This window comes from Embleya sp. NPDC055664, assembly GCF_053618075.1.
The window spans coordinates 121,901-146,551 of the sequence record NZ_JBSHGZ010000027.1 but is presented as its reverse complement, the minus strand read 5'-3'; the positions used below and the strand labels follow the sequence as shown (position 1 = coordinate 146,551).

The following is a 24,651-nucleotide window of genomic DNA, read 5'->3' as shown; positions in this document are numbered from 1 at the left end:
GCTACCTCGCCGCCCTCCATCTTCGCGCCGCGATGATCTGGCTCAACGCCCTCACCCACACCACTCATTGATCACGACTGGATACGCGGCCTAGAACGCGTAGTGGTAGTAGCCGAGCGCGGTCTTCCCGCGTTCGCCGAGCAGGTGCATTTCGGCGAAGGAACCGGTGTACCACTCCTCGATGATGGCGCGACCCTTGCCTTTTCCACCGTCGCGAGAGTCGACGTCCATGGTGCCCATGTAGATCGCGACGTGGTGCGTGCTGCTCTCGCTCGATCCCCAGAAGATGAGATCACCCGGCACGGCGTCGGCGGCGGTCACCTTGCTGCCCTTTTTGATCTGGCTGTCGGTGTTGCCCGAGCCGAAGACGTCCTTCCCGGTGGCGAGCTTGTAGATCCATCGAACGAGTCCGGAGCAGTCAAGTCCCGTAGTGGTCTCGGCGCGGCACGGGTTGCCACCCGAGTAGCCCCAACAGGTCCCCCTGGAAGGTCCTGCCTTGGCCCGGTGACCGCCACCCCACACGTAGGGTATGTCGGACGGATCGGGTGCATTGTTTGGCTTGGCGTTGTACAGGTTGACGTTCGCCTTGCGCATGAGGTTTCGGTAGTAGTAATCCTTCCCGGCCGACTGATCCTGTGAGGTTGTCGTGCCGAACAGCCACCGAACGATTTTCGCGACCCGGGGGGCGACGTTCGGGCCGGTGGCGCATGCCGCGTTCGATTCGACGACCGAGACGGCGTTCCGCCGGTTGGTTTCGGTTCCGGTCTGTGCCGTTGCAAGGGCCGCTGATCGGTTCGTCGGCTCGTCGGGTGGAACGACACACGTCGTTTGGGTGTCATCGCCGTAGAGCGCGGCTTTGGTCTCCGAACCGACGATCCCGTCGACCGTCAGGCCGATTGCTTCCTGAAAGCAGCGTACCGCGTACTCGGTTGCCGGCCCGAAGATGCCGTCGAGCACCAAGCGCTGACCGTGCGAGTTGAGCAGACTCTGCAACTCCGTGACGCAGCCGTCGGCTTCACCGAGTTGCATGAACTCAGGGCATCGCGCCGTATAGAGGTTGATCGGTGAGGGAGCATCCGGCGCGTCGGCAACACCGCGATAGAGGGCCAGTTTGGTGTCCGGTCCGACGACGCCGTCCGCCGTCAGTCCGGCCCGCGTCTGGAATGACGTGACCGCGGCGAGTGTTTGGGAGCCGAATGCGCGGTCGATGGCGACGCTGTATCCGTGCCCGGTCAACAGGCTTTGCAGCGTGGCGACGCACCCATCGACCTGACCCAGCGACATGTAGGTCGGGCACGAGGAGGAGCGCAAGTCGGGTCCGTTGGCGGAGCCCTTGCTCCCGTTATAGAGAGCGTCCTTCGTGTCCGGTCCGACCACGCCGTCCGCGGGCAAACCCGAGCGGGACTGGAATGCGGTGACGGCGCTGTGTGTCGCGGCTCCGAAAGCGCCGTCGATCACCAGTCGAGCCCCATGCTCGTTCAGCAGATTCTGCAACTCGGTAACGCATCCACCGGTTTGTCCTGGTTGGATATATTTGGGGCATTCGCCCGACCACAAGTTGCGCGGATTGCTGACAGCGCCCCCGGTGTTGCTGTTGTACAGCGCGTTCTTGGTGCTCGGCCCGACGATGCCGTCGACGGCAAGGCCCGCCTGGGATTGGAAGCGACGGACGGCGGCGTATGTGCCGGAGCCGAATATCCCGTCCGCGGAAATGTTGTGCCCGTGGCTCCTGAGTAGGCGTTGCAACTCCGTGACACAGCCGTTGTTTGCGCCTTGGCTGATATAGGTCGCACACGATGAAGAATTGAGATTGACGGCGGCGGGCGCCGCGCCGGCCCTCTGTGCTCCGCCGACCACCGCCAGGCTGAGCAGCAGGGCGAAGACCGTTGCCCATCTGAACAATGCGTGTCTGTCATGTCGAAGCATGGAATCTCCTCGGCTCGGCGGCCGGAAATATGCGATTCGGGTATCACCCATTAGCTATCAGTGAGTTGATACAACGGTCTCGGCCCGCCTGCGCCGGGCGGGCCGACGGCATTTTGTCGGCCGATTCAAACGCAACTGCCGGGGGTCACGTTGGCGCGGTAGATCCAGGCGCGTGTGCCCCGGTTGTCCTCGACCCAGTACCACTTGTTGTAGTAAATGTTGGTGTCGCGCGGTGGTGGCTGGGTCGGGTGTAGGACTCGCCGGTCCTGATGATGCGCCCGACGTCGTGGCGGGGTGCCCGTCTGCAATTCCTCGAGCCTGGCGGTCGCCCCGGACCGAGGGTCGAGGGTTTGGGTGCACCGGCACGGAGGTGCGGTCTTCGAGCGGAGGTCCCTGAACCCTCGGCGGACTCGGGCCGGGGTCAGCCGATCCGGTTCGGCCGGTTCTCCCAGGGACGTCGCAGGTCGTCGGCGAGCGACCGAGCGAGGAACGGTCGCTCGGTTCGCTCACGTCGGCGGGGACGTGCGCAGGATCGCGGCGGCGTTCGAGACCCTGGTGCGCAACAGGGTCGAGACGGCGCGCACGACGTCGCCCTTGGTTCGGATCAGCTCGCTCTCACGCTCGGACACAAGCATCCTCAGGATCCCCGAAAAGTTCACCTCCTCCCGACACCGGCGGTCGGCCACGGCGGTAGCGATCTCGGCCGCGGACACCGGAACCGCGGCGGAGCCGTCACCCGCAGCTTCGGTGCCCGTCCAACGCCGGTCGCCTTGGGCCTGATCGGGGTTTGCGTATCGATGACCGGCGCGCTTCATGCAGGTGCTCCACGCCTTGACCACCGGGCGAAATCGCGCGTCGGCCCGGGCTTGCTCGCCCGCCTGTTGGGCCAGGATTCGGATGCCTCGCTCGGGTGTCGAGTCCGGTCCGAGATCGTCGTTGCGCACGGGCACGGCTCCGGCGTCGAGGGCGCGGCGTGTTTGCGCGTCGCATCCTCCGGACGGAACCACCTTGCCGGCGAACTCCCGGACACTGCCTTCGAAGATCGGCACGAGCTCTGGGCCGATCACAATCGGCCGCGTACCTCGCATGGCCACCGCCGCCATCTCGTCGGCGAACCCCGGTGGCCCCGCGTACCCGTACCGCTCCACTTCGTGCGAGCCGAGCCAGCTCAGGATCGTGGCGTTCTGCGGGTACTTCACCGGCCCGACATCGGGCGCGTCGAGCTCCAGGCCGAAGGACTTCATGCAGGCGCGCAACGATCGCCTCGTCGCCAGTTGGATCATCTGGTACTCCTGCGCCGTCGGCTCGTAGGCGTCCAGCGGCAGCCCCAGTTCACCCGCCGCTCCCGGAGCCTGGGCCACCGTCGCGGCCACCGGCGGCCGCGGGTCCGGACGCCCGTCGTGCGACGCACAACCGTCGGCAGCCGAAACCACGAGCATCGACAACGCGACGGCCCGCACGACCGTCACTCGGGGAAGTCGCATGTGTTCCTCCACGTCCACAACCGCTCCGTACCGTGTCACCCGCCCGCCCCCGTACGGACGGGCGACACGGGAATCGCGTCGACCGCGTGTGCCCGGATGGATCCTCAGCGCCACACGACGGCAGGGCCGTAGACCACTACTTGGCTGTGCCGATACTTGGCCTGGACCTTGTACGCGTGCGCGTCATCGACACCCGCGGTGTACGAGTCGCCGCTCCAGCCACTCGACCCGTCCCGGGAACCGCACTGGTAGATCGCCTTGTCCGCCTGGTTCACCCAGATCAACGCGACCACGTCGGCGCCCTCGTTGTACATCTTGGCCCAGGCGAACCACTTGCCGTTGTAAGTGCCCTGGTTGACGCGGATGTAGGTGGATCCACCCACGTTTGTCTGCGTACCCGAGACCGGCGAGACGTTCGTGGCCTTGGCCGGGTTCGCCAGCCAACTGCCGCACCACGTCGGCGAGTCCGCCGCACCCGCAGAGGGCGCGACGATCATGGCGGTGGCCGACAGGCCGGCCACCAGCGCTGCTGTCAGGAGCTTGTTGCCCATATTGCTTCCTTTCCTTCGAGGTATCCGATTTCGGTCGTCGTGCGACGGTTTCCGTTGCACGGACGACTGTGGCGAAGACGTTGTGAGCAGTCCTCGAGTACTTCTTGAATAGGCTGATCACAGGTGCACCGCGCGGTTGCCGCAGCGATTCCGACAGCGGAGGGGAACCAGGGTGGGAATGCGGTTCGAGGTGCTCGGATTCGTCGAGGCTTGGCTCGACGGCAGTCCCGGCGGCTGGACACGACCGCCCTGCACGCAAGGCGACGCGGCCACGACCGGAGGACGGCGGGGTTCGGGTTCCCGGTCGCTCACCGTGAACCGTCCCCGTACACGACAGTGCCGGCCGGCTAGGCGGCCGTCGTTGTCCCCGCGTGCACGTCGGTTGTCGATTCGTGCAGCGTCGCCCGTCGACGGAAGTCGTGGGGCGAGACCCCGTACGCGGACCGGAACGTCCGGCTGAAGTGCGCCTTGTCCGGGAAGCACCAGTGGGCGGCGATGGTGTGGATCGCCCGTCCCGCCAGCCGGGGATCGATCAGGTCGCGTCGACATCGTTCCAGCCGCTCGTGCCGGATCCAGGCGGCCATGGTCCGGCCGTCCTCTTCGAAGAGGGAGTAGAGCGTGCGCCGCGACAGACGGTGTGCGGCGGCGATGTTGTCGGGGGTGAGGGAGGGATCGGTGAGGTGACACCGGATGAACTGCCGGATCTGCGTTCGTAATGCCTGGCGACTGCCCGGGGGGTCCCGGTCCGCCATGGTGTCGGCCGCCCCGCCGAGTACCGAGGCGAGCAGGTTCGTGGTGATCTCGGCAAGGAGGGGGCCGTCGGTCGGGGTGAACTCGTCGGCACGGGCGGTGATATCGGTCAGCCAGCGCGCCAACACGCCGCCAGTCCCCGTCCGCAGGGACACCGGGACGGCATGGACGCGTTGCACGATGCGCGGTGGCAGGCGCAGCAGGGCGCGCGGACACTGGATGACGACGAAGGAGTGCACCCCGGCGGGGTCGTCGAACCGTCCACGGTAGGGGCTGGAACTGTCCACCATGACCAACTGCCCGGCTTCGACCCGGGTTTCCCGTCGGCCGATGGCCAGGCTGGTGGACCCTCTGCGCATGTGCAGCATGTGGAAGGCCTGCGGGTCGCGTCGGTGAATGAGCCGCGCGGTACGGGCGAAGCCGGTCCGCGGACAGACCAGGACCCAGACCCGCACGTCGCCGAGGTGCAGGACCCGCAGGCACGCCCCCGGCCGAGTCGGCCGGCCGGGCCGCAGGTCCGGCAGGTGCCACAGCTCGGCGATCTCGGCCGGCGCCGCACAGTGCGGTGGATGCGGTTCACCACGGGGGGCGGCGGTGCCCGGCGTTACGGCATCACCCGGCGTCGGTACGGCGGATGGACATGGTTCGGGCATACCTGTGCTTCCTCCTCGTTCGGGTGGGGGCGTTCGTGCACACCGCCCGGGCCCAGGGACAGGGATCGATGTGGCAAGGCTGACCCGACGAGGACCCCCGAGACACGGCGCGGCCTGTTCGGGACGTGTTCCGGACAGAGTCGGCGTCGCGTTCTACGGATATTTGTCCGGATATGCCTGCGGGGTCATCCGACCCGAACAGCCGCCTTGCGCACACGCCCCCGGCGGCGGCGCCACCCGCCCCGCGGAAAACCCCTCCCGCCCGCGGTGACGCCGGAGGCGCTTCGGTCGCGGATCGACGGCGGCTCGAGACGTGGTCGATCGGTTCGTCCGGACGGCCGCTCGCCTTCGTGACGAATGCCGAGTGCGCGATGGTGATGTCGCTCGGGAAAAGGCGATCCCACAGAGCACCGGACGTGCGTGGCATGGCCCAGCGAGCCCGACACGTCCGTCTTCGTCACAGCCCGGCGGCGCGGCGCTTCGGCAGCGGGCGGGGCCGAAAACGCGGCAAGGGGCGCCCCGTCATGGGCACTCGGGTTTTCCCGGGCCCGGGGGTGTGGTGAGTCGTCCTGGAGGGTCAGGTTTTCGGGATCCCGGAGAAAATGAGGCGGATCCAGAAGCAGGACCAGTCCTCCTCGGCAGACGGTGGCGACGGGGTGTGGATCTCCGCCTCGGACATGTACCGTCCGCGAGCCCCTTCGTGCCATCCGCAGGTCACCGCGTACCAGCCGGGTCGGGCCGAGAGCACGGTCGGCGGCCACGGGCCGATGTCGTTGTCCCGAGCCGCCGCTGCCGCCCAGACGACCACGACCCGGTCGCCGCGGATGCGGAGGTCGCCCGCGGCCGTCTCCCGCGTCGCGGCCGCGGTGGCCGCGCGCCGGCGGGGCCCCTGGGTCCGGCCCGGAGGGATCCACGAGCGTACGAGGAGGAAACCGTCGGCGGCGGTGGCGATCTCGGCCGTCCCCTCGCCCTCCAAGTCCCATACGAGCCCCGAGTGTTCATGCCGGGCACCGAAAGTGACGATGGCGGCGTCCCTGTCGTCGACCGCGGACATGGCTCGGGCGTAGTCGCAGGCGGGGTCGAGTTCGTAGTCGGGTCCGTGCACCGCGCCGCTCCAGTGCGGGAAGGCGTCTGCGTCACAGACCAGGAGCGGTCCGCCGAGGGTGTTCGCCGTGGCGGACGACCACGAGTACGTCCGCCGTGGGGCGGCGGCTGTGTCTTCGTTCGTCAAGGAATCGCTACCGATCGATGAAGGGGAGATGGTGGGGCCGTCGGGCAGGAGGCATCCTGGTGATGCCGGAGAGTACCGGGCGAAGCCGTCAGCGCCCCGGCGGCACGAGACCTTGGTCGCATCCACGCAGACGGAGGCTGGTTCTCGTCGACGCGGCGGCGGAATGGATTCGTTGGGCCATCGGCGGTTCGCGTCTTTGCGAGCGCGGGGGGTTGGTGCCTGGGAAGCCGGTTTTCGGGTTCCATCGGGCCGGCGCCGCGACCAGATGGTCCCGGCGGGCGCGACCCATCGGGTGCCGGCGTGGCGGGTGAGGGCTTCGCTGAGTTCGGAATACCGACGTTCGGTCGGCGGGCCGATGCCCTGGACGAACGCGAGGAACGCCTCGGCGGGGTGGCCCGCATCCAGGTGGCGGCGGCACTCGTCGGCCCAGCCGAACAGGACCGAGCCGTCGACGCAGACGCCCGGCTCGTACAGCGTCCGCGCCGCTCCACCGTGTGTACCGTGAACCGCTCGGCGAGCGCGGCCGCCAGAGCGTCGTAGTCGGCGGCGACGGCCGGCGCGCCGGGCACGATCAACAGTGCCGGGCCCGTGCCCACGGTGCGGTACCCGATGACGGTGCCGTCCGCGGAACACACGGACCCCACGGATACCTCCCGCACCAAATCCGTCCACCGAGCGGAAGCAACGGGAGCGGCGCGGGCGGGAACAAACCGCAGACCGGCACGACCCCGGGACCGTCACAGGGCCCGGGCAGCGGCTCCGGTCGGACCGGCGGGCAAGGCGGTTCGCCCCCGGACACCGCCCGCGGTGGGCGACACGTTGTCGCGCGGTGATCGGGTGTACGGCCGGGACGGGACCAAGGTGCCCCTGTTCAACGGCGAGACGCCGTTCTGGCGGGCGTTGTACGTCGGCGTGGAAAAGGGCGTGGACGTGCGCGAGTTGGAGAGAACCTCCAGGCGCTGGGCTACGGCGGGTTCACCGTGGACGACAAGTTCACCGACACGACCGCCGCGGCGGTGGGGAAGTGGCAGAAGGACGTGGGCCACAAGCAGACCGGCCGCTTCGATCCCGGGGACGCGGTGGTGTTGCCCGACTCGGTGCGGGTCGGCGAGGTCACCGCCACGCTCGGCGGGACCTCGGGCAAGAACCTGACCGTCGGGGCGGGCCCCTGTCACCCATCCGACTGTTCAGACTGCACAAATCGGCGACTGAAATCGCAGAAGTACTAGGCGATTTGTACAGTTTAAAAAGAAACACTTGCTCAATTTGTCACTCTCCATGACGCTCAGGCCCTCGGCTTGGGTCCCTGCCGCCTGTGATCCCCTCTTCCACATCCGGGAGTCGTCATGACCGACTTGCCGCACCACTCGGCAGTTGGTTGTCCGCCGGCTCGTTTCGCCCCGATTTCCAGGCCGACGCTTCGGCTCGCCGACCACCCACCACCTTCAGGAGAACGCACGTGGCGCTCGAAAACGCGGACACAGGCGGCCCTCGGCTCAAGGACGCGCTTGCGGCGCTTCCCGCCTACACGCCCGGCAGGCCGGCTCGGGTCGAGTCGGGGAAACCGTCGTACAAGCTTTCATCCAACGAGAACCCGTACCCGCCCCTGCCCGGCGTTCTGGAGCGTGCCGTCGCGGCAGCGGAGCACCTCAACCGGTATCCGGACATGGCGAGTTCCGCGCTGACTGCGGAACTCGCCGACCGGCTCGGTGTTCCGCAGTCGCATCTGGCCACCGGGACCGGTTCGGTCGGCGTGGCCCAGTCGCTGGTGCAGGTGACCTCGGGCCCCGGAGACGAGGTGATCTTCGCCTGGCGGTCCTTCGAGGCGTACCCGATCATCACCAGGATCGCCGGTGCCACGCCGGTCACCGTCCCGCTGCTCCCGAACGAGTGCCACGACCTGGACGCGATGGCCGACGCGGTCACCGACCGGACCCGACTCATCTTCGTCTGCAACCCGAACAATCCGACCGGCGCGGCGGTCCGCCGGGCCGAACTCGAGAAATTCCTCGACCGGGTGCCGTCCTCGGTGCTGGTCGTGCTGGACGAGGCGTACAGGGAATTCGTGCAGGACCCGGCGATCCCCGACGGCGTCGAACTGTACCGAGACCGGCCGAACGTGGTGGTGCTGCGCACGTTTTCCAAGGCGTACGGCCTGGCCGGGTTGCGGGTGGGCCATGCCGTCGCGCATGAGCCGGTCGCCGAGGCGCTGCGCAAGGTCGCCGTGCCGTTCGGTGTCAGCCGGATTGCCCAGGACGCGGCGGTCGCCTCACTGCGCTCCGAGCCCGCATTGCTCGAACGCGTTGCCGCCCTGGTCGACGAACGCGCCCGGGTCACCGAGGCGTTGCGTGCCCAGGGCTGGACCGTGCCGGACAGTCAGGCGAACTTCGTCTGGCTCCGCCTCGGAGCGCACACGCAGGCCTTCGCCGCCGCGTGCACTGCGGAGGGTGTGGCGGTCCGCCCCTACGGCGACGAAGGCGCGCGCGTCACTATCGGCGAGAAGGAAGCCAATGACCTCTTCCTGGAGGTGACCGCACGCCTGGCCGTCGAGGGCTTCTGAGCGATCGACCGCCGCGCCGAAGTCACCGCAGGGAGACCAACCCGGTCTGTGCGCTCGTAGTAGGTCGACGAAACGTTGAACTGCGTCGGCGGCCACCGGGCGGGCGCCCCAGCGGCCACGGGTTCGACACGACCGAAATGCTGTGCGGCAGCCAGAGCTCGGGCAGGGACCTACCCGCGTGACGTGCGCCGGAACGGCCGGCGAGGCCGGGCGTGAGGAGCGACGTTTCAATTGTTGAAGTGTTCTACAGTTCATGGATCCGGCTCCGGCCGTAGCGGCTCTCGGCGGGCTCCGACGGATCGACCGTTGTCGCTGCCGCAGGAGCGTCCGCACGCCTGCTCATGCTTTCGGGAGGTTCCATGACCAACGACGTCCTCCAGTCCCTGGTCGACAACCTCGCCGACCGCCTGCGCCGGTCCGTCGTCATCGACGACTCGTCCTTCCGGCTGCTGGCGGCGAGCCGGCACTTCGGCGACGAGGACGCGGTCCGGATCGCGACCGTCATGAACCGCGAGGTGCGTACGGACGTCGTCGAGCGGATCGTGTCCGCAGGAGTGGCCTCGTGGACCCGGCCGGGCCGTGTGGCCCTGGACATTCCAGGGTGCCTGCCGCGGTGGTGCGCGCCGATCCGCTGCCGCGGTGAACTGCTCGGGTACCTGTGGCTCATCGACGCGGGGGAGGGGTTGTCCGAGCCGGAGGCCGACATGGCAGTCGACGCCGCCAAACGCGCCGGTATCGCGTTGTACGAGGACGCGCACGGGCCGGCAGTGGCGCGCCCTCGCCATGAGGATGCCCTGCGGGCCCTGGTCGGCGGGTCTTCGGCGGCCCATCGCCGAGCCGTGGCCGAACTGAGCGCCGACACGGTCCTCGGTGCACCCGGTATGGGGTTCCAGGTCGTTGTCGTCCACGCCGTCGTCACGCGTGACCGGGCGGGATCCGGGAAGACCACCGCCGGCGCCGACTGCGACGTCGCGTTGGCGGCGGCCGTGGTCGACGCACTGCGCGCGGTCCCCGGTGAACGCCTCCTCTCGGTGGCCGACGAAGGCTGCGCCTGGGGGGTGCTGGTCGCTCCGGGCGGGCCGCCTCCCGGGCGGGCGGCGGCGTTTGCACGCACAGCCGCTGCCCGGTTCGCAGCGCTGACCGGGCAGGCTGCGGGCGTGGCGGTGGGCGTCGGCCCCGTGGTGGATCGCGTGGACGCGATCGCCGACGGGTTCGAACGCGCACAGCTGGCCGCCCGCGCCGCCGCGGTCCTGCCCGAGCGCGACGGCTTCATCCGTTGCGAGGAACTCGGGCCCTACGAAGTGTTGCTGCGCATCCCACCCGAAGACCTTGAATCGCTGGCCCGGCTACCGGTGATGCGGGCACTGGACGCTGAGGACAGCCGGCAGGTGCTTGCCGAGACCTTGGAGGCGTACCTCGACAACGCGGGGGACGTGCGACGGACCGCGGAAACGCTCTGCGTACACCGGGCCACCCTCTACCACCGCCTGCGCAGGATCGAGTCGGTGACCGGATGCTCCCTCCAAAACGGAGACGACCGACTCGCCCTGCATCTCGCGGTCAAAATCCGCGCATTGGCGGGGGTGTTGCATCCCTCGCCCCGACACCGTGGCGCGGACACGTCATGAGCCCCGAGGCACACGTTGCCGGCCACCGCAGCCGACACCGGCGGTAGCGCCGACGACGGCGTCCCACGAAGATGCACGCCAAAGCGGGTGTCTCGCGGGCGAGGGTCACAGCACCGGCGTGACCGAAACCGCGCCCGGCGCGCATGCGCCACCGATCCCTACACCGCTCGTCTCACCCCGACCGCCTTGCCTGGGAGGACACCGTGCCCGTGGAGCGCCGGCTCCCCACGACCGATGCCCACCACCTGATCGCGCGCGGCGTCGCCGACAAACATCTTGCAGCCCAGGTCGCGCACCACGAACACATCGACATGCACGAAGCCAAGGCCTTGCAGGTCATCGCGGGCAACACCCGCGTGCAACGCCTCGCCATCGGCCCCGCCTTCGCCGTCCAGTAGACCCAGGAGGCCCGGTGGGCGAGGTATGCCGTCCCCCGGGTCGAACCCGGCTCACCGCATGGCGGCAGACCGCGACAGATGTCGAATTTCCCGCGCGCGATTCGCAACGCTCGGCTGATGCCCCTGCCTGCCGGTCCGGGGAAGGATGGATTCCACCACACGGGCGCCAAGGACGCGTCCGCGCGGCGGACACCGCCCGCTCGCGGCCCTCCTGCGACTCCACGGTGCCGCGGCGCGGCTCGATGCCCGGCAAAAACGGAACAACACGTGCCGCTGCACCGCGGCCAGGCGCTGTCGGAACCCCCAGTACATCCACCCGGAGGCCGCGATGTTTGAAGAAGCCCAGTATCTCGCGCCGGTCACCGTGCGCGCTGACGGCGGCGTCGAAGTCGAACTCGCCCACGGGCACCCCGGCTTCGCCGACCCCGCCTACCGGCAGCGCCGTAACCGCATCGCCGAGCAGGCCCTGGGACACACCGTCGGTGCACCGATCGCCGACGTGGCCTACACCGACGAAGAACACGAGGTCTGGCGTGTCGTATCCGAAGAACTAGGCCGCGCTCACCGTCAGTTCGCAACAGCCGAGTACCTGCACGGCACCGAACGCCTAGGGCTTCCCGCCGACCGGATCCCCCAGCTCCAGGAAGTCAGCGACGCCCTGGAGCCGCTCACCGGATTCCGCTACCTCCCGGCCGCGGGACTGGTCGAACTTCGCGAGTTCTACGGATCGCTGGCGGATTCGTACTTCCATTCCACGCAGTACGTGCGCCACCACAGCGTGCCGCTCTACACCCCGGAACCGGACGTCATCCACGAAGTGATCGGCCACGCCAACGCACTCGCAAGCGACCGGTTCGCCGCCCTCTACCGGCTCGCCGGGCAGGCCGCGCGACGCGTCGAGACGCACGAGGCACTGGAGTTCGTGTCCAAGGTCTTCTGGTTCACCCTCGAGTTCGGCGTCATGACCGAGGCCGGCGAAACCAAGGCCTACGGCGCGGGCATCCTGTCGTCGTTCGGCGAGACCCGCGAATTCCGCGGCATGACCATCCGTCCCCTGGACCTCGCGGCCATGGGCACCACGACCTACGACATCACCCAGTACCAGGACACTCTGTTCCTCGCCGAGTCGATGGAGCACCTGGAGGACGTCGTCGGCACCTTCTGGGCCACCTGTGACGACGACACCACCGCGCGCCTCGCCGTACCCGTCGGGTGATCGCCGTCGTGTAGGCAACCCCAGCGGTCCTCGCTTCACACAGCGGGACACGACACGACGATCCGGAGAGAGAAGAGTGCCGCCACACCCCCTGACCGAAGCCGAACTCGCAGAGGCCGTGGCCGGCTTGCCCGACTGGACGTACGAGCACAGCCGGCTGACGCGCACCTTTCGACTGCCGCGGCCTTCGGTGACACCGTTCCTCGAGGCCGTGGCAAAGGCCGAGGACGCCGCGAACCACCACGCCGTGATCACCCTTCTCTACGACAAGGTGTCCCTGGCCCTGCAGACCCATGACGCGGACAACAGCGTCACGGTTCGCGACGTCGCTCTCGCCCGCGAGATCTCGCTCCTGGCGCGGCAACACGGCTCGCACTGACGCCCACGACGGCCCCGGCAGGGTCGTCGGCTTCCCTTGCCGTGCCGTGCGGCACAGCGCCGGGGCGGTGCCGCGCAGCCACCCGCCCCGACCTCGACTTCACCATGATCGCCGAGGGAATGGGCGTGCCGGCTACCCGCGCGAGGACGACCGAGGAGCCGGCGGGCCAATTCTCGCGTGCGGTAGCCGAACCGGGCCCGCACCTGATCGAAGCGCTCCGGCCCGGAAGGCGATGGCGGTTTCCTTCTTCTCGTCGGTTGGGCTCTCCTCGTCTCGGGTGCACGAACTGCCAGGGAACCCGGCCGGCGCGTTGGACCGGCAACCTCCGTACCGTCCCCGCGAATGATCTCGCCCCCTCGCGCTGGTTCCCGGTCTCGGGCCTCGCTCTCGCGGGCCTGCTCGCGGTCATGGCCTCCGGGTGGCCCTGTGCACGACAGCGGGCGGGAGGTTCGCCCACACCGCCTTCGAGCGCTCCAACCGGTCGAAACGACGGGCCAGTTCGGCGGTGAAGTGACGGGCCGGCGGAGTCCGGATCGTGTGCACATAGGCGAAGGTGGTGAACCGGCCGCCGGGCGCGAGGACTTCGGTCACGGCATCCAGGATGTGCCCGCGCCGGTCCTGCGACATGACCGTCCACGGCAGCCCGGAGACCACCGCGTCGACCGGTTCGCCCACCGCGGCGGCCAGCCCGGCGGCCGAACCCTGGACCACGGTCAGCCGGCTGTCGCGCCGGGTGGCCGACAACCGGACGGCGAGCACCGGGTTGAGCTCGACCGCGACGAGCCGTGCGTCGGGGGCAAGTCGGGCGAGGATCGCGTCGGTGAACACCCCGGTCCCGGGACCGAGCTCGGCGACGAGCCGGGCCCGCTCCAGGCCGATGCCCTCGGTCATCGCGTACGCCAGCCGCCGTGAACTGGCCGCCACGGCACCGGTCATGAGAGGACGCCTGAGGAACTCGGTGGTGATCGACATGGCGGCCATGCTGGAAGCGCCCCGGGTAGCCGCACGTCGTATCCCCGGCCGGTGTCCGTACGACTGCGGGAGGACCCCGGGACGCCCGCCAGGATGATGCCGGTGAGCGGGCCCCGACCGTAGCGTGAGGCGGTGCAACGGCTGATCGAGACCCTGCCCCGCCTGCGGCGCGAACATTCGTGGCTCGCGGACGTCCTGTTGCTCGTGCTGGTGGCCGTGCCCCCGGTGATCCGCCGGCAGCCGGGCTGGCAACCGGTCTGGGTACAGGCGGGCGTCTACGTCGCCCTGGTGCTGCCCCTGCTCTGGCGCCGCCGCCGGCCGGTCCTCGTCGCGGCCCTGGTGACAGCCGCGTTCTGGGCGCAGTACCTCGGACACGTGTGGGGACAGGAACCGGGACGCGGCGCCGTCGCCTTGGCCGCGGTCCTGGCCACCCTGACGGTACGCGGCCTGCGCCGGGTCGCCGCGGCGACGGTGCTCTGCGCCGCCGGCTGTGTCGTGCTGTGGATTCCGGCCTGGCAGCGGGACTACGGGGGCCCGGGCACCCGGGGGGCCTGGCTCACCCCGCTCGCGGTGGGGCTCCTGCTGGCCGGGGCCTGGATGTTCGGCGAGTACGTCCGTGCCCGGCGCGCCTATATCGCCGAGTTCGAGCGGCGGGCCGAGCTCGCCGAGTCGGAGCGCCTCGCGCTGGCCCGGGTCGCCGTCGCCGAGGAACGGGCGCGCATTGCCCGCGAGATCCACGATGTCCTCGCGCACAGTGTGAGCGTGATGGTGCTGAGCGCGGAGGGCGGCAGGATGATGCGGCACGCCGACCCCACGGTCGTCGACCGTACCCTCGGTGTCATCAGCGCGACCGGCCGCGAGGCACTGGACGAACTGCGCCGGCTGCTGGAGGTACTGCGCACCTCCGACACGGACACTCCGGCCGGCGGCCCAGGCCCCGGGCCGGATCACGGTGGGGCCGGTGAGTCCCTTTCGGCGGATCTGCGGCGGCTGGTCGGGCGCCTCAACACAAGCGGCGCGCGCGCCCGGCTGGATCTTCGTGGAGAGGGTGGCGGTCTTCCGGCGGATCTCACCGCGCAGACGTACCGCATTGTGCAGGAGGCACTCACCAACGTCGTCAAGCACGCACCGCCGGACGCCACGATCCACGTACGGGTCGACACCGGTACCGAGGGGCCCGAGCGGCTGGTCCGCGTCCGGGTGGAGAACTCGGCCGGAGCCGGAAGGGAAGCAGCCCCGAAGCACCCCACCCCGCTGCTCCTCTCCGGTCACGGGCTCACCGGCATGCGCGAACGCACCGCCCTGTACGGCGGGAGCGTCGACGCCGGACCCACACCCGACGGCGGCTACCGGGTCACCGCCACCCTGCGCCCCACCGAGCCCGAGTCCGTGACGGCGAACCCATGATCGACCCGACCCCGATCCCGTCCCCGGCTCCCGCTCCGGCATTGTCCCGAGTGCTGATCTGCGACGACCAGGAGTTGATCCGGATGGGCCTGCGCATGGTCATCGACAGCCAGCCCGACCTCACCGTGGTGGGCGAGGCCCCCGACGGCCACGCGGCAATCACGAGCGTGGCCGCCCTGGAGCCGGACCTCGTCCTGATGGACGTACGCATGCCCGGCATGGACGGGCTCGCCGCAACCGAACACCTCTGCGCACAGCCCCATGGACCTCGGATCCTCGTCGTCACCACCTTCGACCTCGACGAGTACGCCTACGCTGCTCTGCGCGCCGGCGCGAACGGCTTCCTCGTCAAGGACGCCCCCGCCGAGGAGATCCTGGTCACCGTTCGCGCGGTGCTGCGGGGCGAGGTCATGGTGGCGCCCTCACTCACCCGGCGCCTGGTCGAACGCTTCGTCCGGCACGCCCCCGCGTCCGCGCCCGCCCAGCGCGAACTCCTGGCCGCACTCACCGACCGGGAACGGGAAGTGCTCGCCCTGATCGCCCGGGGACTGGCCAACGGCGAGATCGCCGACCGCCTCTTCGTGGGAGAGACGACCGTCAAAACCCACCTCGGCCGCATCCTGACCAAACTCGGCCTCCGCGACCGCATCCACGCAGTGATCTTCGCCTACGAGAGCGGGCTGATACGGGCCGGGGACTGACCAGCGATGGGCACAGCGCCGACTGCCCGCATCGCCGTGGGGCAGAGCAATACCTGGCTTCCCTGATGAAGGAAGCCGATATCGGCCGTGGGCACCCACCTACGGCGGGTCGAGGCGCCCGAGTCTCGAGACGCTGGGAATCTCAGCCGACAGGCCAGTGGATTCCCTGGCCGCGTCCTCGGACGGCACCACCGGCGACCTGCCGGTAACGAACGTGTCATGAGCCCAAGCGAGCGGCGGCGTCAGCAGCCGGTGGTGCGTCGGGGCGGCCGGGTGGCGTTCGGCGACGTGTCGGGCGACGGCGTCTGCCCCGGGCGAGGGCCGTGCTGTCCCGCCCGCGTGACGCCGAGCGTCCGAACAACCGTCTCCGGGGCCGCCCGCACAGCCGCTTGCGTGACCACCGAACGACGCTGCGCGACCCGTGGGCAAGTACCCGGGATCGCCCACATGTTACTCATGAGTATGCCGTGACTTGTCACGCGATCACGCCTAGAACTTGTTCTCACTCCCCCCAGAGTGAGGAACGTCACATGAGCGATTCCGCCATGCACAGAAACAGTTCCCAGGGTTTCTCGCGCCGCGCTTTCATTACTGGAACCGGTTCCATCCTCGGCGTCGCGGCCCTCGCCGGTCGCGCCGGCGCGGCCCGGCCGACGGCGGCTGCCTCCGCCGCCTCGATTCCCTCCGGGGCAAACGTCCCGGCCCTGGTGATCGGCACCGGATACGGCGGCTGTGTCGCCGCACTGCGTCTGGCCCAGGCGGGCGTCGACGTGCACATGATCGAGATGGGCATGTCCTGGGACACCCCCGGCCCGGACGGCAGGATCTTCGCCAACACCACCTCCCCCGACGCCCGTTCCTTCTGGCTCCGCACCAAGACCAAGCAACCGCTGAGCAACTTCCTCGGCTACCCCATCGACCGGGACATCCCCAAGTACACCGGCATCCTGGACGCCGAGGAGTTCGCGGGCATCACCGTCTACCAGGGCCGAGGCGTCGGCGGCGGCTCGCTCGTGAACGGCGGCATGGCGGTGACCCCCAAGCGGGAGAACTTCGGCGCCATCCTGCCCTCGGTGAACGTCGACGAGATGTACGACACCTACTACCCGCGCGCCAACGCCGGTCTGGGCGTAAACACCATCGACCCGGCCTGGTTCGACACCACCGCCTGCTACCAGTACGCCCGGGTCGGCCGCAAGCACGCCCAGCGCTCCGGCTTCCCGTTCGTATTCGTGCCCACCGTGTACGACTGGGACTACATGAAGCAGGAGGCCGCCGGAGCCGTGCCCAAGTCCGCGCTGGCCGGTGAGATCCTCTACGGCAACAACTACGGCAAGAAGTCCCTGCAGAAGACCTACCTCGCCCGGATCAAGGACACCGGTCGGGTCACCATCTCCTCGCTGCACAAGGTCACTTCGGTCACGCCGGCAGCCGGCGGCGGCTACACCGTGGTGATCGACCAGACCGACACCGGCGGTGCCACCACCCTCACCAAGACCGTCACCGCTGCCAAGGTCTTCTTCGCCGCGGGCAGCGTCGGCACCAGCAAACTGCTGGTCCGGCTCAAGGCCACCGGAGCACTGCCCGCGCTGAACGGCGAGATCGGCCAGGGCTGGGGCGACAACGGCAACGTGATGTGCGGCCGGGCCAACCACCTGTGGGATCCCACCGGTTCCCTCCAGTCGTCCATCCCCACCGGCGGCATCGACAACTGGAACGCCGGCGGCGCGTTCGCCGAAGTCGCCCCGTTGCCCACCGGCATCGAGACCTACGCGTCGTTCTACCTGTCGATCACCAAGAACCCGAACCGCGCCCGGTTCTCCTGGAACGCCGCCACGGGCAAGGTCGAGTTGAACTGGCAGGCCTCCTGGAAACAACCGTCCATCGACATGGCCAAGACCATCTTCGACAAGATCAACGCGAAGGAGGGGACGATCTACCGGACCGACCTCTTCGGCACCTACAAGATCTGGGGCGACCACCTCACGTATCACCCGCTCGGCGGCGCGGTGTTGACCAAGGCCACCGACAACTACGGCCGCCTGTACGGATATTCCGGCCTGTATGTGATCGACGGCGCGCTGATCCCCGGCAACACCAGCGTCAACCCGTTCGTCACCATCACCGCCCTCGCCGAACGCAACATCGAGAAGATCATCGCCACCGACCTGTGACACCACCCTGACCGCGCGCCCCGGTGAGCCTCACCACCCCCGGTGCGAGCGCGATCCCGGGGCCGTCCGGACCCTCCGGCCGGCCCCGGACCGCACGCCGCGCCGTCGACATCGCGGCGCACCCCGCCACGCGGCATCATGTGCGCGTGATCACCATTCATCCGAAGTACGAGCGAGCAGGATCGTGGGGTCGCAGTCGTCGGACGGCAGCCCCGATAGGCGACAGCGATGAGACATGTGAGTCCGACCCGGCGGTTCCGCGCCGTCAGTTGAAGGTGACAGTAGGAGCGTCCCCGCGGCCGGTGCATGTGGCGAGCGGTGGTGGGTGTGAGGCACAAGAGAAGGGGCAGAGATGGGTCCCGTCATTCGACCCGAAGGTCGTGTGGGGACCGGGCAAGCGGGCCGGTGGCCTGCCGGCCGCAGGAGATCCTGCGCCGAGTAGGAGTGCACGTCGCCCGCGCCGCCCTCTCCATCCGGCACCCCCCGTCCCGGAGACAGACATGGCCGACCATCCGCGACACGCCGCGCCCAACACCCGTGCGCGCGACTGGACCCTGCCCAAAGCCCCCGGCACCCTGGCCGTCGCCCGGGCCCTGGTTCGCGAGGCCCTCGCCGCGTGGGCGTGGCCCGACGAACGGGTCGACGACGTGGTCCAGGTCGTGTCCGAGTTGGTGGGAAACGTCCTGCGTCACACATCCGCCGAGGCACAACTGACGCTTACCCCCACAGCCGACGGAGTTCTCATCGGAGTCGGCGACCGGGCCGGCCACCTGCTCGTGCTCCAGCGGCCCCCGAACGCGCACGGTGGCTACGGCCTGCTGCTCCTCGACAGACTCACCGACGGGTGGACCATCGAGGAGAAGTCCTCGGGTAAACATGTGTACGCCCACATCCGGCGCTGAATCCCGTGCCTCGGCCGAAGGTTTCCGGGGGGAAGCATGTGTGTGCGGGAAGCGCGGCGCCCGTGGTGGAGTTCGGCACCCCGAACCCGCCGACGGACATGCGTGTACCAGGACGACCGCGCGGTGACGAGCCGGCTGCTCGTGGGTCCGACGGCGATCCGGGACGCTTGTTGCGAGAGCGCCGGTGCCGGGCCTCGCGACCACGGCTCTGCTGTGTCACCCGCTTCACGCCGACGAGCAATAGTCAAGAGTTGCGGATGGGGCCTTCGGACGCTGTGGTCTCGGCTGCTGCGAGCAGAGCATTTTGGCGCACCCGTGGGTCGAGGTGGTGGAGGAACGGCTCGATCAGCGCCCGGGCCTGCGGATCGTGGGTGGCGCCGAGGGCGTAGAGGGCGTATTCGAGGAGCTCGTGTTCCATCGTCGGCATGGCGGTCGCCGGCGGTTCGAGGAGGTCCAGGTCGGTGCCTCGGTGATCGAGTTCAGGGCGGACTCGCGGCCCCTGGTTTCCGGTTCGCCGCACGGACAAGCTGACCAGGCATCCGACGACGTCCCGGCGGTGCGGCGCCGCGCGCCGGTGCCATATTCCGCGCCGACCCCGCCGCGACACCCGCCGGCCGAGCCGAGGCACACGAGTACCTCGCCGAACTCCACGTACGCCTCGACGACTTCGCCCACGCGCACGAACAACTGGACGAACTCGCCCGCCTGCCCCTCCGGAGGCACCACGGTGTCGGGTGGACAGCGCGTTGTGGAGGTCCGGCTGGGACGGCACGGCGCCGTACCCGGTACCCGACACTCCCGGCCCGCCAGGGGCTGATGCGGGCCTGTGCCGTGTCTGGTGGGCCGGTTCCGGATCCGTTCGCCCACCCCGGGCCGTGTTCCATCGGTTCAGACGACGCCGTACGCGCGGGCGAGGTTCAGGCTGTCCTCGTAGGTGCGGCAGCGGGTGATCAACCCGTTCTCGACGGTGAAATGGAATACGATCGGCGAGTCGAACAGGTTGCCGTTGTGCACCACGGTCTGCCGCATGTGACCTATGACGACGGCGTGTTCGCCGTCCACGAGGATCCGGTGCAGGGCGAAGTCCACGGGCTTCAGGTTGCGGGTCAGGATCGGGAAGAACGCGGCGACATCCGCGCGGGTGGTCCGCCGACCGATCCAGGGCACCTCCTCGGCGCCGTAGACGTCCCAGTCGACGTCGTCCGCGAACATCTCCGGCAGCCGCTCGTGCTCACCGGCACCGATCCGGCGGAAGTACTCCTCGACGACGTCCCGAGTTTCGCTCATGACCACATCTCTCTCTTCGAACACACGCATGCGAGCACGTATTCGAACACCTTATTGTATCGATTAGTCCAAAACAATCGAGCCCACACCCGACATGTACCGCTCGATCGGGAGGGGAGTACCGGCTCCCGCTGGAACGCCGCGCTGTGAGCCCACCGCGTCGGCCCCACCGGACGCGGGGCGACCGTCGAAGATCGACCCGCACCTCACCGACACCGCCCGCGCGCCCGGCGCCCCACGCATCGCGCCGCACGTGGGTCGGGATCGCGTGTCCACATCACCTCGGCCGTCACCCGACGCCTGCCCCGCACCCGGACCGAACACATCGCGCCCGGGCCGGTGTCGGGCGTGCCGTTCTCCCTGCCGTGCGGATCCGGCAGCCTGCCGCGCCCGGTCGTCGACGGGCACGGCACGTGCGCGGACAACACGTGCCGTGGCACGAGGACGTCGAGGAGCCTGGACGGGCTCCAGGCGATGGACGCCGTCGTGCACACGGTTGTCGAGCCGGTCGTCCCCGCCGCCGCGAACCCGGACGAAGTTCTGGGCATCCGTCACGCAACCCTCACCGTGCCGCCCGCCTCCGTGCGGGTGACGCCCTGGCCTAGGGGCGCGTGGCGCCGGTCTGGTCGGTGCTTGCGAAGACGCCGGCGAGGGCGGCGGCGTGGGCGGCGGCCGCGGCGCGGTCGGCGAGCGCGGTGTCGAGTGATCGGCGTACGACGAGCATCCGGTAGTAGACCGGCGCCCCCAGCGCGGCGATGAGTTCGATGCCGTCGGTTTCGGGGGGCAACTCGCCGCGTGCGATCGCACGCTCTACGATCACGGCGGCGCCGGCGTTGCGCTCGGCGAAGAAGTCGTGCAAGGCACGCTCCGCCGCCGAGTCCCTGGTGGCACCGGCGACGATGGTCTCGATCATGGTGCGGAAACGGATGTCGTCCCGGTACAGGGCCACGATCGACCGCGACAGTGCCCGAAGGTCTCCTTCCAGTGATCCGGTGTCGGGGAAGGGGATCTCGTTGAAACTGATCCACGTCAGGAGATCCACGATCAAGCCCTCGACCGTGCGCCAACGCCGATAGATGGTGGCCACGTGCACACCGGAGCGACGAGCCACGTTCTCCATGGTGAGTCCGCCTTGGTCGGGCTCACCGAGTTCCGCCAAAACGGCGCTCAATACCTCGGCACGGGTACGCGCCGTGCGTCCACCGGGGCGCACGGATCCGGGCGTGCGCGTCGACTCATTCGCTGACACTGGACCCCACAACGGTCGAACGGTCTCGCCGGCAGAACACGGGCGGGATACCCGCGTTCGACGGTGGCCACCCCCGAGGCCGCCGGCCACTCGGTCGTGTGACCCTAGCCGCTCGGAAAGCGGTCCATCGTCGGCGGGCCGGATGGTCGATGGCCCGGGGTATGACGAAAGGGCGGATCGCGCGGGCGAAACGGGGATCGCACGTCTGCTCTCCGCCTCGTGGCGCGACGCGTCCGCGGCAGTGGTGGGGCACGGCGACCCGACTGCGGGCGACTTCGGCAGGGCCCGCGCGTCCGGCCGACTTCGCGCGTCGGCCGAACGCGGGATCGGGGCGGCGCCCGGTCCCGGCTACCCGGACACCGAGGTCGGAAGAGGTCCGATACCGGTCGCCACGTACGGCTTCCGGCCCTTCCTGCGGCATGAGAAAACGTTCGCTCTCGGGTGGGCCCCTTCCAAGGTGTGGCCTTCGTGGTTCCTCCGAGGCGCCGGCGTCAGGCGGTGTGAACCTGCCGGGGGTGACTGCCGCTCTCGGCCATCCGTTGCGCGGGAACAGATGCCGGTCCGGCCGCGAGGTGTTCCTCGAAGAACGACGTCATGAGTCTCAGCGACTCCGCGAACTGCTCGTTGTAGACCACGAAATGGCCACCGGGCAGGATGGCGAGCCGCTTGGGGTGCAACGCGCGTTCGTACGCCGCGAACGCGAGGTCGCTGTGCGTGAGAATGTCGTGCTGTGCGACGACCATGAGCAGCGGCGTGGGCGAGATGCGCCGGATATAGTCCCCCGGTTCGTATCCCGACAGCAGTTCGATCGAGCGCAGGGTGATCTCGTTGCGCCACGTGGCGAGGCGTTCGGGTTCGATGGACTGGTACCACGCGCAGGTTTCGCGGTCCGCCATCGCGGCCATCGCGGTCGGATCCTCGGTGATCAGCGGGATGACACCGGGCTCCGCGCCTTGGAAGCGTGCCAGGCGGTCCTGGTCGAACATGCGCCGAATCTCGCGCATGGCCTCGGAGTTGACGAATCGGGACAGGGTCGTGCCACCGCTGATGACCGGGACCTGCGCGTACACGCACTTCACCCGACGGTCGATGGCACCGACGACCAGGACATGGCCACCGGCGAAGCTGGAACCGAACACACCGATCCGGTCCGAGTCGATCTCGGACCGGGACTGCAGGAAGGTGATGGCGTTTCGGTATCCCTGTATCTGCGCGGCCGGGTCCGCCTCCTGGCGCGGCAGTCCGTCGCTGGCCCCGAAAGACGGGTGGTCGTACAGAATCACCGCGATGCCGGCGCTCGCCAGATGCTCGGCGATGTTGTCGGTGTACTGCTCCTTTACCGCGCCCAATCCGTGCGTTACCACGACCGCGGGGTGCGGAGCCGCTCCGGAGTCGGGAATGTAGAGCCAGCCCCGAAGCGTCGTGCCGTCGGAGTCGAACTCGATGTCCTGGCGCATCCGCGCTTCCTTTCGACAGTTTGTGGCCGTGATCAAACGTGCGATTGTCGGACGGCGCCCGGAGTCGGTGGCAGTACGCGCCCCGGGCCGGGATATCCGCGTGCTCCGAGCATCGATCCAGCCACGGCGCGTGCCGCATGTCGTAGCCGTGGACGAGCCCTCGGAAGAACTCGGGAGCCGCGAAGAATCACCGGATGAGGCCGCACCGTCCACGCCCGTGAGCCCCGCGTGCGTCTTGTCGTGCGTCGGTGTGCCAGGTGTGAACACCACCATCCCGGGCGTCGAAGGGCCCAACCTCGCTCGAGACGCGTGCGTTCGCGAAGTTTCGGGGTACGGCGTGGCACGCACTTCCGGCCCGGCACCTACACTAACGCTAGTTCTCTCGTATTAGTAGTCCGCCGCGGTTCCCGACCACCGCGACCATGGCGGCGGCTTCGGACCCGCCACCGTCGCGCTGCACCGCATCTCCGCCGAGAACGCCGCAGGCCACCCCGGCGCGGCCATCACCGCCGCCCGCACCGCCGCACCCGCGACCCTGCCCACCGTGGAGCGCCACTGCCGACGGCCAGACCCACCCGGGCCACATTCCCGACACCGAGACCCGCCTTGCGTACATCGCCGTCACCCGCGCCCGCCACCAAGGTCGAACCCGGCGAGGACGTCGTCACCGCCGCCGTTCGCGAAACCCGTGAGGAGACGGGCGTCGTGCTGCACCCGACCATGCTCCGCTGCGACCTCGTCCTGCAACACCGGCCACCCCGGGGGCCGTTGCGCATCGGCTGGTTCTTCACCGCCGAGGGATGGCCCGGCGCACGCCACCCCACCACCCCCGACACCGTGTACAACGCCGAACCCCACAAACACGACGAACTCGTCTGGACCGACCCCGACAACCCACCCCACGACCTCGTCGCCTACACCCGAGCCGCCCTGCACGCCATCCGCACCGGCACCCCCTACGCCCTCCACCTCCAACAACCCCACGACACCGTCCACGACGACCGACACACCGACCAACGCCTGACCCGACTCCGCGCCGCCGACCACGACAACGAACCGCTGCGCCGCGAACTGGGCCTGGAGGCCGCCCCGCGCATGGGCCGGCCCTGGGTCTGGCACCCCGGCGAGCCCGTGCCCGACGCGCTGCCCGTCGCCCAGTCTTCGGGGTGGCTGTTCGCCGACGACGGGCGCGTGCTCCTGGCCGCGGACCGGGGCATGCTCGCGCTGCCCGGCGGCGGCACCGAGGACGGGGACGTCGACGCGTGGGCGACACTCACCCGCGAGGCGTACGAGGAAGCCGACGCCGCACCGGGAGCGCACACCTACCTCGGATACCTCCACGACCACGACGCCCTGATCCACGGCGGTGCCCCCGTCGCCCGCGTCCGCTACGCGGCCCGCCTCGCCCGCCTGGGCCCGGCGCGGCCGGACCGGGCGACCGGACGGGAATGGCGTCGACTCCTGGTCGACCCGGCGACCGCCGTCGACCTCCTGGGCTGGGGCCACGACGGACTGCGTGAGGCGCACACGGCACAACGCCGCGCACACGAGATCCTCGGCGTACCCGTCGCGGGGGACAGGTCCGTCGTCGAGGTCTCGCGCGACGGGCTATCGACCCGGCCGGGACGGGCGCGTGGCTGATCCGGTCCCGTGCCGGGTCGCGGGCTCGATCGGACTCGATATCGCGCCCCGACCGCGGAGCGCTCCCCGTGCTGCCGACACGCAC

Annotated in this window: 22 protein-coding genes and 1 pseudogene; 12 read left to right on the top strand and 11 right to left on the bottom strand. The window is 69.4% G+C overall.

The genetic code is table 11. The features are described 5' to 3' along the window. Positions 1 to 90 precede the first annotated feature (90 nt). The 6 genes and pseudogenes from ACWGR4_RS33715 to ACWGR4_RS33690 form a co-directional block, all read right to left on the bottom strand. The gene (locus ACWGR4_RS33715) at positions 91 to 1,926 is read right to left on the bottom strand and encodes a C40 family peptidase (protein ID WP_452131363.1); all 1,836 of its coding nucleotides are present in this window, start codon (positions 1,924 to 1,926) and stop codon (positions 91 to 93) included. Between the two features lie 145 nt (positions 1,927 to 2,071). After that, positions 2,072 to 2,413: pseudogene (locus ACWGR4_RS33710) on the bottom strand (NF041680 family putative transposase); the annotation flags it as partial. Between the two features lie 19 nt (positions 2,414 to 2,432). Continuing rightward, positions 2,433 to 3,410, bottom strand: coding sequence for a hypothetical protein (locus tag ACWGR4_RS33705; protein ID WP_452131362.1), 978 nt, complete (start codon positions 3,408 to 3,410; stop codon positions 2,433 to 2,435). 104 nt (positions 3,411 to 3,514) lie between these two features. Beyond that, on the bottom strand, positions 3,515 to 3,961 hold the full coding sequence (locus ACWGR4_RS33700) for a hypothetical protein (RefSeq protein ID WP_380004819.1): 447 nt from the start codon (positions 3,959 to 3,961) through the stop codon (positions 3,515 to 3,517). A gap of 347 nt (positions 3,962 to 4,308) precedes the next feature. Next, entirely contained in the window at positions 4,309 to 5,364 is a 1,056-nt protein-coding gene (locus ACWGR4_RS33695) for an AraC-like ligand-binding domain-containing protein (RefSeq protein ID WP_452131361.1), read from the bottom strand. 577 nt (positions 5,365 to 5,941) lie between these two features. After that, a complete protein-coding gene (locus ACWGR4_RS33690; RefSeq protein WP_452131360.1) occupies positions 5,942 to 6,595 on the bottom strand; it encodes a hypothetical protein in 654 nt (217 codons plus the stop codon). A gap of 300 nt (positions 6,596 to 6,895) precedes the next feature. Here ACWGR4_RS33690 and ACWGR4_RS33685 point away from each other — a divergent pair, with 300 nt between their 5' ends. From ACWGR4_RS33685 to ACWGR4_RS33655, 7 genes are all read left to right on the top strand, one after another. Next, positions 6,896 to 7,135 (top strand): hypothetical protein, encoded by a 240-nt coding sequence (locus tag ACWGR4_RS33685; RefSeq protein ID WP_452131359.1) that lies wholly within the window; start codon positions 6,896 to 6,898, stop codon positions 7,133 to 7,135. Positions 7,136 to 7,485: 350 nt separating this feature from the next. Continuing rightward, complete coding sequence (locus ACWGR4_RS33680; RefSeq protein WP_452131364.1) at positions 7,486 to 7,824, top strand: peptidoglycan-binding domain-containing protein; 339 nt, start codon at positions 7,486 to 7,488, stop codon at positions 7,822 to 7,824. A gap of 230 nt (positions 7,825 to 8,054) precedes the next feature. Next, entirely contained in the window at positions 8,055 to 9,155 is a 1,101-nt protein-coding gene (gene hisC / locus ACWGR4_RS33675) for a histidinol-phosphate transaminase (RefSeq protein ID WP_380004798.1), read from the top strand. A gap of 359 nt (positions 9,156 to 9,514) precedes the next feature. Continuing rightward, positions 9,515 to 10,783, top strand: a complete 1,269-nt coding sequence (locus ACWGR4_RS33670) for a helix-turn-helix domain-containing protein (RefSeq protein WP_452131358.1) — start codon at positions 9,515 to 9,517, stop codon at positions 10,781 to 10,783. 203 nt (positions 10,784 to 10,986) lie between these two features. Beyond that, positions 10,987 to 11,181, top strand: coding sequence for a hypothetical protein (locus ACWGR4_RS33665; RefSeq protein WP_452131357.1), 195 nt, complete (start codon positions 10,987 to 10,989; stop codon positions 11,179 to 11,181). A gap of 328 nt (positions 11,182 to 11,509) precedes the next feature. Then, entirely contained in the window at positions 11,510 to 12,397 is an 888-nt protein-coding gene (locus tag ACWGR4_RS33660; RefSeq protein ID WP_452131356.1) for a phenylalanine 4-monooxygenase, read from the top strand. Between the two features lie 76 nt (positions 12,398 to 12,473). Continuing rightward, positions 12,474 to 12,776 carry a 4a-hydroxytetrahydrobiopterin dehydratase gene (locus tag ACWGR4_RS33655; protein ID WP_452131355.1) on the top strand — a complete coding sequence of 101 codons (303 nt, stop codon included), beginning with the start codon at positions 12,474 to 12,476 and terminating at the stop codon, positions 12,774 to 12,776. Between the two features lie 405 nt (positions 12,777 to 13,181). On the opposite strand, the gene ACWGR4_RS33650 is transcribed toward ACWGR4_RS33655, so the two are convergent. Further along, a complete protein-coding gene (locus tag ACWGR4_RS33650; protein ID WP_380004787.1) occupies positions 13,182 to 13,748 on the bottom strand; it encodes a class I SAM-dependent methyltransferase in 567 nt (188 codons plus the stop codon). A 132-nt stretch (positions 13,749 to 13,880) separates the two neighbouring features. On the opposite strand from ACWGR4_RS33650, the gene ACWGR4_RS33645 reads away from it, so the two are divergent. The 4 genes from ACWGR4_RS33645 (at position 13,881) to ACWGR4_RS33630 (ending at position 18,932) form a co-directional block, all read left to right on the top strand. After that, complete coding sequence (locus ACWGR4_RS33645) at positions 13,881 to 15,155, top strand: sensor histidine kinase (protein ID WP_452131354.1); 1,275 nt, start codon at positions 13,881 to 13,883, stop codon at positions 15,153 to 15,155. Beyond that, entirely contained in the window at positions 15,152 to 15,856 is a 705-nt protein-coding gene (locus ACWGR4_RS33640; protein ID WP_452131353.1) for a response regulator, read from the top strand. The genes ACWGR4_RS33645 and ACWGR4_RS33640 overlap by 4 nt, the downstream gene beginning before the upstream one ends. A 530-nt stretch (positions 15,857 to 16,386) precedes the next feature. Continuing rightward, positions 16,387 to 18,030 (top strand): GMC oxidoreductase, encoded by a 1,644-nt coding sequence (locus tag ACWGR4_RS33635; RefSeq protein WP_452131352.1) that lies wholly within the window; start codon positions 16,387 to 16,389, stop codon positions 18,028 to 18,030. A gap of 500 nt (positions 18,031 to 18,530) precedes the next feature. Beyond that, entirely contained in the window at positions 18,531 to 18,932 is a 402-nt protein-coding gene (locus ACWGR4_RS33630; protein WP_380004781.1) for an ATP-binding protein, read from the top strand. Between the two features lie 244 nt (positions 18,933 to 19,176). Here the strand turns inward: ACWGR4_RS33630 and ACWGR4_RS33625 are convergent, their stop codons facing one another. The 4 genes from ACWGR4_RS33625 to ACWGR4_RS33610 all read right to left on the bottom strand — a co-directional run bounded on the left by ACWGR4_RS33625 (position 19,177) and on the right by ACWGR4_RS33610 (position 23,198). Next, positions 19,177 to 19,350, bottom strand: coding sequence for a hypothetical protein (locus tag ACWGR4_RS33625; RefSeq protein WP_452131351.1), 174 nt, complete (start codon positions 19,348 to 19,350; stop codon positions 19,177 to 19,179). A 470-nt stretch (positions 19,351 to 19,820) separates the two neighbouring features. Continuing rightward, entirely contained in the window at positions 19,821 to 20,219 is a 399-nt protein-coding gene (locus ACWGR4_RS33620; protein ID WP_452131350.1) for a nuclear transport factor 2 family protein, read from the bottom strand. Between the two features lie 601 nt (positions 20,220 to 20,820). Then, the gene (locus tag ACWGR4_RS33615) at positions 20,821 to 21,339 is read right to left on the bottom strand and encodes a TetR-like C-terminal domain-containing protein (RefSeq protein ID WP_380005020.1); all 519 of its coding nucleotides are present in this window, start codon (positions 21,337 to 21,339) and stop codon (positions 20,821 to 20,823) included. 620 nt (positions 21,340 to 21,959) lie between these two features. Further along, the gene (locus ACWGR4_RS33610) at positions 21,960 to 23,198 is read right to left on the bottom strand and encodes an alpha/beta hydrolase (protein ID WP_452131349.1); all 1,239 of its coding nucleotides are present in this window, start codon (positions 23,196 to 23,198) and stop codon (positions 21,960 to 21,962) included. 333 nt (positions 23,199 to 23,531) lie between these two features. On the opposite strand from ACWGR4_RS33610, the gene ACWGR4_RS33605 reads away from it, so the two are divergent. Continuing rightward, positions 23,532 to 24,566, top strand: a complete 1,035-nt coding sequence (locus tag ACWGR4_RS33605; protein WP_452131348.1) for an NUDIX hydrolase — start codon at positions 23,532 to 23,534, stop codon at positions 24,564 to 24,566. The last annotated feature ends 85 nt before the right edge of the window (positions 24,567 to 24,651 follow it).